General features: G+C 72.1%; 18 protein-coding genes. 1 reads left to right on the forward strand and 17 read right to left on the reverse strand.

Annotated features, from left to right (window positions below):
- Positions 1–63 precede the first annotated feature (63 nt).
- The 9 genes from trpA to hisI form a co-directional block, all read right to left on the reverse strand.
- Positions 64–882: a tryptophan synthase subunit alpha gene (gene trpA / locus ADK65_RS20895; protein ID WP_053671855.1), complete on the reverse strand. Its 819-nt coding sequence runs from the start codon at positions 880–882 to the stop codon at positions 64–66.
- Complete coding sequence (gene trpB, locus ADK65_RS20900; protein ID WP_053671856.1) at positions 879–2165, reverse strand: tryptophan synthase subunit beta; 1287 nt, start codon at positions 2163–2165, stop codon at positions 879–881. The genes trpA and trpB overlap by 4 nt, the downstream gene beginning before the upstream one ends.
- A gap of 59 nt (positions 2166–2224) precedes the next feature.
- On the reverse strand, positions 2225–2470 hold the full coding sequence (trpM, locus tag ADK65_RS20905; RefSeq protein WP_053671857.1) for a tryptophan biosynthesis modulator TrpM: 246 nt from the start codon (positions 2468–2470) through the stop codon (positions 2225–2227).
- 20 nt (positions 2471–2490) lie between these two features.
- Positions 2491–3300 carry an indole-3-glycerol phosphate synthase TrpC gene (gene trpC / locus ADK65_RS20910; RefSeq protein WP_053671858.1) on the reverse strand — a complete coding sequence of 270 codons (810 nt, stop codon included), beginning with the start codon at positions 3298–3300 and terminating at the stop codon, positions 2491–2493.
- 140 nt (positions 3301–3440) lie between these two features.
- Positions 3441–3875 carry a DUF2752 domain-containing protein gene (locus ADK65_RS20915; protein WP_053671859.1) on the reverse strand — a complete coding sequence of 145 codons (435 nt, stop codon included), beginning with the start codon at positions 3873–3875 and terminating at the stop codon, positions 3441–3443.
- An 80-nt stretch (positions 3876–3955) separates the two neighbouring features.
- A complete protein-coding gene (locus tag ADK65_RS20920; RefSeq protein WP_053671860.1) occupies positions 3956–4207 on the reverse strand; it encodes an HGxxPAAW family protein in 252 nt (83 codons plus the stop codon).
- Between the two features lie 120 nt (positions 4208–4327).
- Positions 4328–4969 carry a TIGR02234 family membrane protein gene (locus ADK65_RS20925; protein WP_053671861.1) on the reverse strand — a complete coding sequence of 214 codons (642 nt, stop codon included), beginning with the start codon at positions 4967–4969 and terminating at the stop codon, positions 4328–4330.
- 41 nt (positions 4970–5010) lie between these two features.
- Positions 5011–6492, reverse strand: coding sequence for an anthranilate synthase component I (locus tag ADK65_RS20930; RefSeq protein ID WP_053671862.1), 1482 nt, complete (start codon positions 6490–6492; stop codon positions 5011–5013).
- An 11-nt stretch (positions 6493–6503) separates the two neighbouring features.
- On the reverse strand, positions 6504–6890 hold the full coding sequence (gene hisI, locus ADK65_RS20935; protein WP_053672254.1) for a phosphoribosyl-AMP cyclohydrolase: 387 nt from the start codon (positions 6888–6890) through the stop codon (positions 6504–6506).
- Between the two features lie 84 nt (positions 6891–6974).
- On the opposite strand from hisI, the gene ADK65_RS20940 reads away from it, so the two are divergent.
- A complete protein-coding gene (locus tag ADK65_RS20940) occupies positions 6975–7610 on the forward strand; it encodes a TIGR03085 family metal-binding protein (RefSeq protein ID WP_053671863.1) in 636 nt (211 codons plus the stop codon).
- Between the two features lie 62 nt (positions 7611–7672).
- Here the strand turns inward: ADK65_RS20940 and hisF are convergent, their stop codons facing one another.
- Genes hisF through hisD form a run of 8 tightly spaced genes read right to left on the reverse strand, consistent with a single transcriptional unit; the run spans position 7673 to position 13382 of the window.
- On the reverse strand, positions 7673–8428 hold the full coding sequence (gene hisF / locus ADK65_RS20945; RefSeq protein WP_053671864.1) for an imidazole glycerol phosphate synthase subunit HisF: 756 nt from the start codon (positions 8426–8428) through the stop codon (positions 7673–7675).
- Between the two features lie 13 nt (positions 8429–8441).
- The gene (locus ADK65_RS20950) at positions 8442–8843 is read right to left on the reverse strand and encodes a RidA family protein (RefSeq protein ID WP_053671865.1); all 402 of its coding nucleotides are present in this window, start codon (positions 8841–8843) and stop codon (positions 8442–8444) included.
- Complete coding sequence (gene priA, locus ADK65_RS20955; RefSeq protein WP_053671866.1) at positions 8840–9565, reverse strand: bifunctional 1-(5-phosphoribosyl)-5-((5-phosphoribosylamino)methylideneamino)imidazole-4-carboxamide isomerase/phosphoribosylanthranilate isomerase PriA; 726 nt, start codon at positions 9563–9565, stop codon at positions 8840–8842. Before priA ends, ADK65_RS20950 begins: the two co-directional genes overlap by 4 nt.
- Positions 9562–10206 carry an imidazole glycerol phosphate synthase subunit HisH gene (gene hisH, locus ADK65_RS20960; RefSeq protein WP_199825674.1) on the reverse strand — a complete coding sequence of 215 codons (645 nt, stop codon included), beginning with the start codon at positions 10204–10206 and terminating at the stop codon, positions 9562–9564. The genes priA and hisH overlap by 4 nt, the downstream gene beginning before the upstream one ends.
- On the reverse strand, positions 10203–10367 hold the full coding sequence (locus ADK65_RS38905) for a hypothetical protein (protein ID WP_003989585.1): 165 nt from the start codon (positions 10365–10367) through the stop codon (positions 10203–10205). The genes hisH and ADK65_RS38905 overlap by 4 nt, the downstream gene beginning before the upstream one ends.
- Complete coding sequence (gene hisB, locus ADK65_RS20970) at positions 10364–10957, reverse strand: imidazoleglycerol-phosphate dehydratase HisB (protein WP_053671868.1); 594 nt, start codon at positions 10955–10957, stop codon at positions 10364–10366. The genes ADK65_RS38905 and hisB overlap by 4 nt, the downstream gene beginning before the upstream one ends.
- Entirely contained in the window at positions 10954–12060 is a 1107-nt protein-coding gene (locus ADK65_RS20975; RefSeq protein WP_053671869.1) for a histidinol-phosphate transaminase, read from the reverse strand. The genes hisB and ADK65_RS20975 overlap by 4 nt, the downstream gene beginning before the upstream one ends.
- A complete protein-coding gene (gene hisD / locus ADK65_RS20980) occupies positions 12057–13382 on the reverse strand; it encodes a histidinol dehydrogenase (RefSeq protein WP_053671870.1) in 1326 nt (441 codons plus the stop codon). Before hisD ends, ADK65_RS20975 begins: the two co-directional genes overlap by 4 nt.
- Positions 13383–13411 lie beyond the last annotated feature (29 nt).

The following is a 13411-nucleotide window of genomic DNA, read 5'->3' on the forward strand; positions in this document are numbered from 1 at the left end:
CGCACCGCGCCTCCCCGGCCCCAGGTCCACCCGTACGAGGGACCTGTATGACTTCCCGGTTTCTTACGCCTGCCGGCGCACGCCCCGGGCGAGGTCACCGGCGAGCGCGCGCACGGCGTCCAGACCGGCGGCGTCGTCCGGGGCGTCCAGCATCGCCTTGACGAAGGCCGAGCCGACGATCACGCCGTCGGCGAAACCGGCGACCTCGGCGGCCTGGGTGGCGTCGGAGACGCCGAGCCCGACGCAGACGGGCAGGTCGGCGCGCGTGGCCCGGGTGCGTTCCACCAGGCCCTGGGCCTGCGAGCTGACGGTGGCGCGGGTGCCGGTGACGCCCATCAGGGAGGCGGCGTAGACGAAGCCGCTGCCCGCCGCGGTGATCTGCGCGAGCCGCTCGTCCTTGCTGCTGGGCGCGACGACGAAGACGGTGGCGAGACCGTGCTTCTCGGCGTGTTCCCGCCACAGCGCCGATTCCTGCACGGGCAGGTCGGGCAGGATGCACCCGGCGCCGCCCGCCTCGGCGAGCTCGGCGGTGAACCGTTCGACGCCGTAGCGGTCGATGGGGTTCCAGTACGTCATGACGAGGATCGGCTTGCCCGTGGCGGTATGGGCCTCGCGGACCGTGCGCAGCACGTCGGCGATCTTCACGCCGCCGCGCAGGGCGATGTCGTCGGCGGTCTGGATGACCGGGCCGTCGAGGACGGGGTCGCTGTGCGGCAGGCCCACCTCCACGACGTCGGCGCCGCCGTCGATGACGGCCTTGATCGCCTCGATGCCGCCGTCCACGGTCGGGAACCCGGCCGGGAGGTAGGCGATGAGCGCCGAACGCCCTTCGGACTTCGCCGTGGCGAGGGTGTCCGTCAACAGCTGGATGTTGCCGCTCACTTGGCGTCCCCCTCGATCTCGGCGGTGTCGGTGTCGGTGTCGGCGGCGACCTCGGCGTCGGTGTCGTACAGGCCGAAGTAGCGCGCGGCGGTGTCCATGTCCTTGTCACCGCGGCCGGACAGGTTGACGACGATCAGCCCGTCCTTGCCCAGCTCCTTGCCGACCTCCAGGGCTCCGGCGAGGGCGTGGGCGGACTCGATGGCCGGGATGATGCCCTCGGTGCGCGACAGCAGGCGCAGGGCCTGCATGGCGGCGTCGTCGGTGACCGCGCGGTACTCGCCGCGGCCGGAGTCCTTCAGGTAGGAGTGCTCCGGGCCGATGCCCGGGTAGTCCAGGCCCGCGGAGATCGAGTAGGGCTCGGTGATCTGGCCCTCGTCGTCCTGGAGGACGTAGGAGCGGGAGCCGTGCAGGATGCCGGGCTCGCCCGCGGTGAGGGTCGCGGCGTGCTCGCCGGTCTCGACGCCGTGCCCGGCCGGCTCGCAGCCGATGAGGCGGACGCCCTCGTCGGGGATGAAGGCGTGGAAGAGACCGATGGCGTTGGAGCCGCCGCCGACACAGGCGACGGCCGCGTCGGGCAGGCGCCCGGCACGCTCCAGGAGCTGGCGGCGGGCCTCGACACCGATGACCCGGTGGAAGTCGCGGACCATCGCGGGGAAGGGGTGCGGTCCGGCGACGGTGCCGAAGAGGTAGTGGGTGTGGTCGACGTTGGCGACCCAGTCGCGGAAGGCCTCGTTGATGGCGTCCTTCAGCGTGCGGCTGCCGGACTTCACGGCGATGACCTCGGCGCCGAGCATGCGCATGCGGGCCACGTTGAGGGCCTGGCGCTGCGTGTCGATCTCGCCCATGTAGATGGTGCACTCGAGGCCGAAGAGCGCACAGGCGGTGGCCGTGGCCACGCCGTGCTGTCCGGCGCCGGTCTCGGCGATGACCCGGGTCTTGCCCATGCGCCGGGTGAGCAGGGCCTGGCCGAGGACGTTGTTGATCTTGTGGGAGCCGGTGTGGTTGAGGTCTTCCCGCTTCAGGAAGATCCGTGCGCCCCCCGCTTCCGCGGCGAATCGGGGGACCTCGGTGAGCGCCGAGGGGCGGCCGGTGTAGTTGACCAGGAGGTCGTCGAGTTCCCTGGCGAACTCCGGGTCGTGCTTGGCCTTGTCGTACTCCACGGCCACCTCGTCGACGGCGGCGACGAGGGCCTCGGGGATGAACTTGCCGCCGAAGGCCCCGAAGTAGCCATCGACATTGGGGGTTTGACCCTCGGGGTCGGGGATGAAGAACTGGCTGGGCATGCGAATACCTCACGGTGAGTGTGTGTGGAATGCACTGATCGCCGTGGGGGCGGGGATGGTCAGGTGGCCGCGGGCCCGTGGGGGCTGGTCGCGCCCACGCGGCGGTAGCCGCACATCGAACAGAGCCCCGCGCCCCTTGCGGGGCGCTGCTGCCATCGCATGCCGTTGACCTGCCCGGGTTCGTCACCGATGACGTACCGGACGCGGCGGCCGTGGACCCGGCGGGCGGGCGCGCGGCAGCCGCGGGGGCGGCAGCCGCGCGCGAGGCGGGCGTACCGGTCCACGGTCGTCAGGGTGGGAGTCATCGGGGCAAGTTTAGCGGTGATCAGCTCCGGCCGTGCCGGAGTGCGGGGTGCTCGCCGGCCGCGACGAGGTCCGAGACGGCCGTCCTGGGGTCCTTGCCGGTGACCAGGGACTCGCCGACCAGCACCGCGTCGGCGCCGGCGTTGGCGTAGGCGATGAGGTCGTGCGGGCCGCGGACACCGGACTCGGCGATCTTGACGATGTGGCCGGGGATCTCCGGTGCCACCCGCTCGAAGGTGCCGCGGTCGACCTCGAGGGTCTTGAGGTTGCGCGCGTTGACGCCGATCACGCGGGCGCCCGCGTCGACCGCGCGCTCCACCTCGTCCTCGTCGTGCACCTCGACGAGCGGCGTGAGCCCGATGGACTCGGCGCGCTCGATGAGGGACTCCAGGGCGGGCTGGTCGAGGGCGGCGACGATCAGCAGCACGACGTCGGCGCCGTAGGCGCGGGCCTCCCACAGCTGGTACGACGTGACGATGAAGTCCTTGCGCAGGACCGGGATGTCCACCCGGGCGCGGACCGCCTCCAGGTCGGCGAGCGAGCCGCCGAAGCGGCGCTCCTCGGTGAGGACGGAGATGACGGCCGCGCCGCCCGCCTCGTAGTCGGCGGCGAGACCGGCCGGGTCGGCGATCGCGGCCAGCGCGCCCTTGGACGGGCTGGAGCGCTTGACCTCGCAGATGACCTTGACACCGTCACCGCGCAGTGCGGCCACGCCGTCCTTGGCCGCGGGAGCCTTCGCCGCGCGCTCCTTGAGCTCGTCGAGGCTGACGCGCGCCTGCCGCTCCGCGAGGTCGGCACGGACTCCGTCGATGATCTCGTCGAGCACACTCACGCGAGCGGCCCCCTTCCAGACTCTTGACAGTTCCAGCGACCGACCGGACAACCGACGGTCACTGCGATGGTATCCGCAGCGGGGCGCAGGCCTCGCATCCGGTTGACGCCGGTCCCAGTACCTGGACCTCCGTCCGCTGATCAGGGGTGGAGCCAGCCGCCGAAGGGCAGGTTCCGGACGACGGAGAAGACCAGCAGCAACGCCCCGAGGCTCCACACCAGCCCCGGGCGGGGGTCGATCCGCAGGGGGCGCCCGCGGACCGCGTGGACCACCCATACGGTCCACAGCACGGCGAAGCCCAGATAGCCGAGGGTCGCGAGCGCGTTGGCGTGCAGCGCGGTGAGGACGTCCCCGTGGACGAAGGCGTGCGCGCTGCGCAGTCCGCCGCAGCCGGGGCAGTAGAGGCCGGTGTGGCGCAGCAGCGGGCAGACGGGGTAGTGGCCGGGCTCGTTGGGGTCCACGGCGCCCACGTAGGCGAACGCGGCGGCGACGGCCGCGAGCACTCCTGCGGGAATGGCCAGACGGCTCGGGACGCTCGGCGTCACCCTTCGGCTCTCGGCGTTCACGCCAGGCATTGTGCCCCGGACGCGCGTGAGGGGCGGTCCCGGCACCCGAGTGCCGGTCGCCCCTCGTGCGACCAGGTGTTCCGCGGGGGTCAGCCCTCGGCGCGCGCCGGCTCGCGGTCGCCCGTCATCCGGTGCGGCTGGTGCAGGTCCTTGGGCTGGCCGAGGCCCATCATCCGCATGATGCCGCCGACGACACCGCCGAGCAGCACGACCACCATGCCCGCCCAGAAGCCCACCGGCTGGTCCAGCACCATGAACGCGCCCGAGACGCAGAAACCGATGAACGCGATCGTGACACCGGTCCAGGCGGCCGGGGTGTGACCGTGGCTGCTGCCCGCCATTGCTTGCTCCTCGTTGCTGTGTGCGTATCTGAGCAGGACGCTCGGGCCCATTGTCCCGCACGCGCGCGTGCGGGGTGAGCGGGGGTGCTCCCCCTGCCGCTCCCGGTCGCCCGTGCGGGCTCAGGCGCCGGTCGGGTCCTCGCCGCGGTCGAGCGCCTTCCACAGGTCCTCGGGGCGGTCGGGGTCGACGGCGGGGGCCTTGCGGCGCGGCTGGGGCGTGCCGGAGCGCTCGTAGCGGCCGGACATGCCGGGCCACAGCCGGCCGTAGCGCAGGGCGAGCAGCCCGGCCAGCAGGATCAGGGCGCCGCCGACGACCGCGACGTAGGGCCAGGCCGTGTGGCTGAGGGCGTCGACGGAGGCCGAGGTGTCGCCGGAGGCCTGCGCGGCCTGCTCGTCGAGCGCGGCGCTGTCGGAGGCGCCGAGCAGGGCCGCGGCGACGATGCCGACGCCGGAGAGCGCCAGCAGCGCGGCGACGATCAGGCGGCCGGCGCGGCGGACGGCGAACACGGCGACGAGCGCGGCGAGGCCCACTATGGCGAGCGCCGCGGGAACACCCGTGACGTCGCTGCCCTTGGCGGTGAGGGGGAAGGCGCCGCCGGCCACCGTCGCGGTGCCCTGCGACCACTCCTGCCGGGTGGCGAGCAGCGCCACGGCGGCGCCGAGCGCGCCGCTCAGCAGCGCCACGGCGAGGCTCAGGCGGCCGGCCCGGGCGGATCCGGGGGCTTCGGAACGGGGGTGCGGTACAGCAGTCACGTACCCCACTATCGCCTGAAGCCCGGGCGAACCGTCACCCGGGGGTCATCTCATGCCTTTCCGAGCCGGTTCGCCGTGTGGACGGCGCGCAGGACCGCGGCCGCCTTGTTGCGGCACTCGGTGTCCTCGGCGACCGGGTCGGAGTCGGCGACGATACCCGCGCCGGCCTGGACGTAGGCGGTCCCGTCGCGCAGGAGGGCCGTGCGGATGGCGATGGCCGTGTCGGAGTCGCCGGCGAAGTCGAGGTAGCCGACGCAGCCGCCGTAGAGGCCGCGGCGGGAGGGTTCGAGTTCGTCGATGATCTGCATGGCGCGGGGTTTCGGGGCGCCGGAGAGGGTGCCGGCCGGGAAGCAGGCGGTGAGGACGTCGAAGGCGGTGCGGCCCGGGGCGACGCGGCCGGTCACGGTCGAGACGATGTGCATGACGTGCGAGTACCGCTCGACGGACATGAAGTCGACGACCTCGACCGAGCCGGGCTCGCAGACCCGCCCCAGGTCGTTGCGGCCCAGGTCGACGAGCATGAGGTGCTCGGCGCGTTCCTTGGGGTCGGCGAGCAGCTCGTCGGCGAGGGCCTGGTCCTCCTGGGGGGTGGCGCCGCGCCAGCGGGTGCCGGCGATGGGGTGCACCATGGCGCGGCCGTCCTCGACCTTGACCAGGGCTTCCGGGGACGAGCCGACGACGTCGAAGCCGTCGAAGCGGAACAGGTACATGTACGGGGACGGGTTGGTGGCCCGCAGGACCCGGTAGACGTCCAGCGCGCTCGCGGTGCACGGCGTCTCGAAACGCTGGGAGGGGACCACCTGGAAGGCCTCACCGGCCCGGATGCGCTCCTTGATGTCCTCGACGGCCACCTGGAAGTCGGGTCCGCCCCACAGCGCGGTGTACTCGGGGAGCTCGGAGGGCGGGAGGACGGCCGGGGGCTGGGCGACCGGGCGGGAGAGGTCGGCCTGCATCGCGTCGAGGCGGGCGACGGCGTCGGCGTAGGCCTCGTCGACGCCCGTCTCCAGGTCGTTGTGGTTGATCGCGTTGGCGATCAACAGGACCGAGCCCTCCCAGTGGTCCATGACGGCCAGGTCGCTGGTGAGGAGCATGGTCAGCTCGGGCAGCTTCAGGTCGTCGCGCTCGCCGGGGCCGATCTTCTCCAGGCGGCGGACGATGTCGTAGCCGAGGTAGCCGACCATGCCGCCGGTGAAGGGCGGCATGCCCTCCTGGTGGGGCGTGTGCAGGGTGTCGATGGTGGCGCGCAGGGCGGCGAGGGGGTCGCCGCCCGTGGGCACGCCGACGGGCGGGGCGCCGAGCCAGTGCGCCTGCCCGTCGCGTGCGGTCAGCGTGGCGGCGGACCGTACGCCGACGAAGGAGTACCGGGACCACGAGCGGCCGTTCTCCGCGGACTCCAGCAGGAAGGTGCCGGGCCGCTCGGCGGCGAGCTTGCGGTAGAGCGCGACCGGGGTGTCGCCGTCGGCGAGGAGCTTGCGGGTGACGGGGATGACCCGCCGGTCGGTGGCGAGCTTGCGGAACGTCTCGAGGTCCATGGCCGCTGACCTTACTGATCCCGGGCGGCGCGGTCGGAGCCGCCGTCCTCGAGGAGCACGTCCTCGTCGAAACAGGTGCGGGCCCCGGTGTGGCAGGCGGCGCCGACCTGGTCGACCCTGACGAGCACGGTGTCGGCGTCGCAGTCCAGGGCGACGGACTTCACCCACTGGAAGTGGCCGGAGGTGTCGCCCTTGACCCAGTACTCCCCGCGGCTGCGCGACCAGTACGTGCACCGGCCGGTGGTGAGGGTACGGTGCAGCGCCTCGTCGTCCATCCAGCCGAGCATCAGCACCTCGTTGGTGTCGTACTGCTGGGCGATGGCGGGCAGGAGGCCGTCGGGGCTGCGCTTGAGGCGCGCGGCGATCTCCGGGTCGAGGGGGCTGGGCGTGCTGGTCATGGTGACCATTGTGCCGCGCGCCACTGACGTTCCCGGTGGAGTGTCCACTGGGCGGACCGGGGGGCCGGTCGTAGGCTGGGCCCCATGTCGACCCATGCCAAGCGTGAACGACTTCTCCTCGCCGACCTGTTGGAGACCGCGGGCCCGGACGCGCCCACCCTGTGCGAGGGCTGGCGGACCCGGGACCTCGCGGCGCACGTGGTGGTGCGCGAGCGCCGCCCGGACGCCGCCGGCGGGATGCTGATCAAGCAGCTCGCGCCGCGTCTGGACAAGGTGATGGCGGAGTACACCGGCAAGCCGTACGAGGAGCTGATCCAGCTGCTCCGTACGGGCCCCCCGCGGTTCTCCCCCTTCTCCCTCAAGCCGGTCGACGAGGCGTCGAACATCATCGAGTTCTACGTCCACACCGAGGACGTCCGCCGCGCCCAGCCCGACTGGTCGCCGCGCGATCTCGACCCGGTCTTCCAGGACGCCCTGTGGTCCCGCCTGGAGCGCACGGCCCGTCTGATGGGCCGCGGCGTCCCGACGGGCCTGGTCCTGCGGCGCCCCGACGGCCAGACGGCGGTCGCCCACCGTGGCACCCCGGTGGTCACGGTGACCGGCGAGCCGTCCGAGCTGGTGCTGTTCGCCTACGGCCGGCAGAGCGCGGCCAAGGTCGGCCTGGACGGCGACGAGAACGCGATCGCGAAACTCAACGAGTCGAAGCAGCTCGGGATCTGAGCGGGCATGCCGGAGCCCCGGTCGCAGCACGCGGCCGGGGCTCTCGGCGGTCGGGGGCGGCGTCAGCGCACCGGGTGCCCCGCCTCCCGCAGCGTCTGCTTGACCTGGCCGATCCGCAGGTCTCCGAAGTGGAACACCGACGCGGCCAGGACCGCGTCCGCGCCGGCCTCGACGGCCGGGGGGAAGTCGGCCAGTCCGCCCGCGCCGCCCGAGGCGATGACGGGGACCGTGACGTGCTTGCGGACGGCCCGGATCATCTCCAGGTCGTAGCCGTCCTTGGTGCCGTCCGCGTCCATCGAGTTGAGCAGGATCTCGCCCGCGCCCAGTTCCGCGGCCCGGTGGGCCCATTCGACGGCGTCGATGCCTGCGGAGCGGCGGCCGCCGTGGGTGGTCACCTCGAAGGAGCCCGAGTCGGTGCGGCGGGCGTCCACCGACAGGACCAGGACCTGGCGTCCGAAGCGCTCGGCGATCTCGCGGATGAGCTCCGGGCGGGCGATGGCGGCGGTGTTGACGCCGACCTTGTCCGCTCCCGCCCGCAGCAGCTTGTCCACGTCCTCGGCGGTGCGGACGCCGCCGCCGACCGTGAGCGGGATGAACACCTGCTCGGCCGTGCGGCGCACGACGTCGTAGGTGGTCTCGCGGTTGCCCGACGAGGCCGTGATGTCCAGGAACGTCAGCTCGTCGGCGCCCTCGGCGTCGTACACCTTGGCCATCTCGACGGGGTCGCCCGCGTCGCGCAGGTTCTGGAAGTTGACGCCCTTGACGACCCGGCCGTTGTCCACGTCCAGGCAGGGGATGACTCGGACCGCCAGGGTCATGAATCGTGCTCCTCTAGTGTTCCTCGGAGGGTGTCCCTCTGAATGCTTCCACTTCCACCGACACCAGGACCCGGGAGTCGATGAAGCCCTGCACGATGAGCAGGGTCGTGACCGGGCGCACGCCGTCGAACAGCTCCTTGTGGGCCCGGCCCACCGCGTCGACATCGCGGGCGTGGGCCAGGTACACGCGGGTGCGGATCACCGACTCGGGTGCGAGCCCGAGTTCGGCGATCGCCTCCAGGGCGGTGGTGAAGGCCACCTTGGCCTGCTCGTACGGGTCGCCCTCGCCGTAGAGCACGTCGCCCTTGAAGGCGGTCGTGCCCGCGACCAGGACACGGTCGCCCGCCTCGACGGCGCGTGCAAAGCCGACGGACTCTTCCCAGGGACTTCCGCTCTGCACACGCCGTACGGTCATGACGACACAGCCTCCAAGGCCTCTTCCAGGGTGAACGCCTTCGCGTACAGCGCCTTCCCGACGATGGCTCCTTCGACACCGAGCGGGACTAGGTCGGCGATGGCCCGCAGGTCGTCGAGCGAGGAGACCCCGCCGGAGGCCACGACCGGGCGGTCGGTGGCGGCGCAGACGTTCTTCAGCAGCTCCAGGTTCGGGCCCTGGAGCGTGCCGTCCTTGGCGATGTCGGTGACGACGTACCGGGCGCAGCCCTCCTTGTCGAGGCGCTCCAGCGTCTCGTAGAGGTCGCCGCCGTCGCGGGTCCAGCCGCGGCCGCGCAGGGTCGTGCCGCGGACGTCGAGACCGACGGCGATCTTGTCGCCGTGCTCCGAGATGACCTTGGCGACCCACTCGGGCGTCTCCAGGGCGGCCGTGCCGAGGTTGACGCGCCTGCAGCCGGTGGCGAGGGCGGCGGCGAGGGTGTCGTCGTCGCGGATGCCGCCGGACAGCTCCACCTTGATGTCCATGGCCCGGGCGACCTCGGCGATCAGCTCGCGGTTGTCGCCGGTGCCGAACGCGGCGTCCAGGTCGACCAGGTGCAGCCACTCGGCACCGGAGCGCTGCCAGGCGAGGGCGGCCTCCAGCGGGGAGCCGTAGGAGGTCTCCGAGCCGGACTCGCCGTGCACCAGACGGACGGCCTGGCCGTCCCGGACGTCGACGGCGGGGAGGAGTTCGAGCTTGCTCACAGTGTTCCGATCCAGTTGGTGAGGAGCTGGGCTCCGGCGTCGCCGGACTTCTCGGGGTGGAACTGCGTGGCCCACAGGGCGCCGTTCTCGACGGCCGCGACGAACGGCTTGCCGTGCGTGGACCAGGTGACCTTGGGGGCCTCGATGGTCGGGTTGTGCGTCTCCAGCGACCAGTCGTGGACGGCGTAGGAGTGCACGAAGTAGAAGCGGGCGTCCGGGTCGAGGCCGGCGAACAGCCGCGAGCCGGGCGCCGCCTCCACGGTGTTCCAGCCCATGTGGGGCACGACGTCGGCCTGGAGCGGCTCGACGGAGCCGGGCCACTCGTCGAGGCCCTCGCTCTCGACGCCGTGCTCGATGCCACGCGCGAAGAGGATCTGCATGCCGACGCAGATGCCCATCACCGGGCGGCCGCCGGAGAGCCGGCGGTCGACGATCCAGTCGCCGCGTGCCTCGCGCAGGCCCGTCATGCAGGAGGCGAAGGCGCCGACGCCGGGTACCAGCAGGCCGTCGGCGTTCATGGCCTTGTCGTAGTCACGGGTGATCTCGACGTCGGCTCCCGCGCGCGCGAGGGCGCGTTCGGCGGAACGGACGTTGCCGAAGCCGTAGTCGAAGACCACCACCTTCTTCTGCGGGGCGCTCAATTCCACACCTCCAGCCTCACCACACCGGCCGCCAGGCACATCGCGGCGCCGATGGACAGCAGCACGATCAGGCCCTTGGGCATCTTCTGCTTCACGAAGGAGTAGATCCCGCCGACGAGGAACAGGCCGACGACGATCAGCAGGGTCGAGGTGCCGTTCACAGGGCGCCCTTCGTGGAGGGGAGGATGCCGGCCGCGCGCGGGTCGCGCTCCGAGGCGTACCGCAGGGCCCGGGCGAGCGCCTTGAACTGGCACTCCACGATGTGGTGCGCGTTGCGCCCGTAGGGCACGTGCACGTGCAGCGCGATCTGCGCCTGGGCCACGAAGGACTCCAGGATGTGCCGGGTCATGGTGGTGTCGTACTCGCCGATCATCGGCGCCATCTTCTCGGGCTCGGTGTGCACGAGGTAGGGGCGGCCGGACAGGTCGACGGTGACCTGGGCGAGGGACTCGTCCAGCGGGACCGTGCAGTTGCCGAAGCGGTAGATGCCGACTTTGTCGCCGAGGGCCTGCTTGAAGGCGGCGCCGAGGGCGAGGGCGGTGTCCTCGATGGTGTGGTGCGAGTCGATGTGCAGGTCGCCCTCGGTCTTCACGGTGAGGTCGAACAGACCGTGCCGGCCGAGCTGGTCGAGCATGTGGTCGTAGAAGCCGACGCCGGTCTTGATGTCGGTCTTGCCGGTGCCGTCGAGGTCGATCTCGACGAGGACCGAGGTCTCCTTGGTCACCCGCTCTATGCGGCCTACGCGGCTCATGTGCTCTGCTCCTTCTTCAACTCACGTACCGCGTCGAGGAACGCGTCGTTCTCTTCGGGGGTTCCGGCGGTGACCCGGAGCCGGCCGGGCACGCCGTTGTCCCGGACCAGGACGCCCCGGTCGAGGATCTTCCGCCAGGTCTCGTGGGAGTCCTCGAAGCGGCCGAACTGCACGAAGTTGGCGTCGGAGGCGGTCACCTCGTAGCCGAGGGCGAGCAGTTCGGTGACCAGGCGGTCCCGTTCGGCCTTGAGCTGCTCGACGTAGCCCAGCAGCGTGGCGGTGTGTTCCAGGGCGGCCAGGGCGGTCGCCTGGGTGACGGCCGACAGGTGGTAGGGCAGCCGGACCAGCTGGACGGCGTCGACGACGGCCGGGTGCGCCGCGAGGTAGCCCAGGCGCAGTCCCGCCGCGCCGAACGCCTTCGACATCGTGCGGGAGACGACGAGGTTCGGGCGGCCCTCGATCAGCGGCAGCAGCGAGTCGCCGTGGCTGAACTCGATGTAGGCCTCGTCGACCACGACCATCGAGGGCTTGGCGGCCTGGGCGGCCTCGTACAGCGCGAGGACCGTCTCGGGCGGTACGGCCGTGCCCGTGGGGTTGTTGGGGGTGGTGATGAAGACGACGTCCGGCTGGTTCTCGGCGATCGCCTTCTCCGCGGCGGCGAGGTCGATCGTGAAGTCCTCGTTGCGGGGGCCGGAGATCCAGCCCGTGCCGGTGCCGCGCGAGATCAGGCCGTGCATCGAGTACGACGGCTCGAAGCCGATGGCCGTGCGGCCCGGTCCGCCGAAGGTCTGCAGCAGCTGCTGGATGACCTCGTTGGAGCCGTTGGCCGCCCAGACGTTGGCCACACCGACCTCGTGGCCGGAGGTGTCGGTGAGGTACTCGGCCAGCCGGGTGCGCAGCTCGACCGCGTCCCGGTCGGGGTAGCGGTTGAGGTTCCGGGCGGCCTCACGGACCCGCTCGGCGATCCGCTCGACCAGCGGCTCGGGCAGCGGATAGGGGTTCTCGTTGGTGTTCAGCCGTACGGGGACGTCCAGCTGGGGCGCGCCGTAGGGCGACTTGCCGCGCAGTTCGTCCCGTACGGGGAGATCGTCGATGCCTGTCACTTGCCCTGCGGAACCTTCCAGTCGAACCTCGCCTTGATCGCCGCGCCGTGCGCGGGCAGATCCTCCGCCTCCGCCAGCGTCACCACGTGGTGCGCGACCTCGGCCAGCGCGTCCTGCGTGTAGTCGACGATGTGGATGCCGCGCAGGAAGGACTGGACGGACAGTCCCGAGGAGTGGCAGGCGCACCCGCCGGTGGGCAGGACGTGGTTGGAGCCGGCCGCGTAGTCGCCCAGCGACACGGGCGCCCAGGGGCCGATGAAGATCGCACCGGCGTTGCGGACCCGGTCGGCGACGGCGGCGGCGTCGGCGGTCTGGATCTCCAGGTGCTCGGCGCCGTACGCGTCGACGACCCGCAGGCCCTCGTCGACGCCGTCCACCAGCACGATCGCGGACTGCCTGCCCGACAGGGCCGGGACGATCCGGTCGTCGACGTGCTTGGTGGCGGCGACCTGCGGCTCCAGTTCCTTCTCCACCGCGTCGGCGAGCTCGACCGAGTCGGTGACCAGGACGGCGGCGGCCAGCGGGTCGTGCTCGGCCTGGCTGATCAGGTCGGCGGCGACGTGGACCGGGTCGGCCGTGTCGTCGGCGAGGACCGCGATCTCGGTCGGGCCGGCCTCGGCGTCGATGCCGATCCTGCCGGTGAAGTAGCGCTTGGCGGCGGCGACCCAGATGTTCCCGGGGCCGGTGACCATGTTCGCGGGTGCGCAGGACTCGGTGCCGTAGGCGAACATGGCGACGGCCGTGGCACCGCCGGCCGCGTACACCTCGTCGACGCCGAGCAGGGCGCAGGCGGCGAGGATCGTGGGGTGCGGCAGGCCGCCGAAGCCGGCCTGGGCGGGCGAGGCGAGCGCGACGGACCCGACGCCGGCCTCCTGCGCGGGCACCACGTTCATGATCACGGAGGACGGGTACACCGACCGGCCGCCGGGCGCGTAGAGCCCGACGCGATCGACCGGCACCCACTTCTCGGTGACGCTGCCGCCGGGCACGACCTGGGTGGTGTGCGTCTGGCGGCGCTGCGCGCGGTGGACGGTCCGGGCGCGGCGGATGGACTCCTCCAGGGCCGCGCGCACGGCCGGGTCGAGCTCCTCCAGCGCACGGGTGAGCGCGGCGGCCGGCACGCGCACCTGGTCGAGCCGGACCCCGTCGAACCGCTCGGCGGCGTCGATCAGCGCCGCGTCGCCCCGATGATGCACGTCCTCGCAGATCGGACGCACCTTCTCCAGGGCGGCCGCGACGTCGAAGTCGGCTCGGGGCAGCAGGTCGCGCAGGGCGGGGCCCTCGGGAAGGGCGTCGCCACGCAGGTCGATTCGGGAGATCACGTGCTCAATTCTCTCAGACCCGGGTGAGG

The organism is Streptomyces sp. NRRL B-1140 (assembly GCF_001280065.1).
Lineage (GTDB): Bacteria > Actinomycetota > Actinomycetes > Streptomycetales > Streptomycetaceae > Streptomyces.

Excerpts from the sequence above, each read along its gene's own strand:
- ADK65_RS20940 (WP_053671863.1), top strand. The coding sequence starts at position 6,975 with ATGTCGACCCATGCCAAGCGTGAACGACTTCTCCTCGCCGACCTGTTG.
- trpB (WP_053671856.1), bottom strand. The coding sequence starts at position 2,165 with ATGCCCAGCCAGTTCTTCATCCCCGACCCCGAGGGTCAAACCCCCAAT.
- ADK65_RS20920 (WP_053671860.1), bottom strand. The coding sequence starts at position 4,207 with ATGGCGGGCAGCAGCCACGGTCACACCCCGGCCGCCTGGACCGGTGTC.
- hisF (WP_053671864.1), bottom strand. The coding sequence starts at position 8,428 with ATGACCCTGGCGGTCCGAGTCATCCCCTGCCTGGACGTGGACAACGGC.
- ADK65_RS20915 (WP_053671859.1), bottom strand. The coding sequence starts at position 3,875 with ATGCCTGGCGTGAACGCCGAGAGCCGAAGGGTGACGCCGAGCGTCCCG.
- ADK65_RS20930 (WP_053671862.1), bottom strand. The coding sequence starts at position 6,492 with ATGGACCTCGAGACGTTCCGCAAGCTCGCCACCGACCGGCGGGTCATC.
- hisB (WP_053671868.1), bottom strand. The coding sequence starts at position 10,957 with ATGAGCCGCGTAGGCCGCATAGAGCGGGTGACCAAGGAGACCTCGGTC.
- hisI (WP_053672254.1), bottom strand. The coding sequence starts at position 6,890 with ATGACCAGCACGCCCAGCCCCCTCGACCCGGAGATCGCCGCGCGCCTC.
- ADK65_RS20950 (WP_053671865.1), bottom strand. The coding sequence starts at position 8,843 with ATGACCGTACGGCGTGTGCAGAGCGGAAGTCCCTGGGAAGAGTCCGTC.
- trpM (WP_053671857.1), bottom strand. The coding sequence starts at position 2,470 with ATGACTCCCACCCTGACGACCGTGGACCGGTACGCCCGCCTCGCGCGC.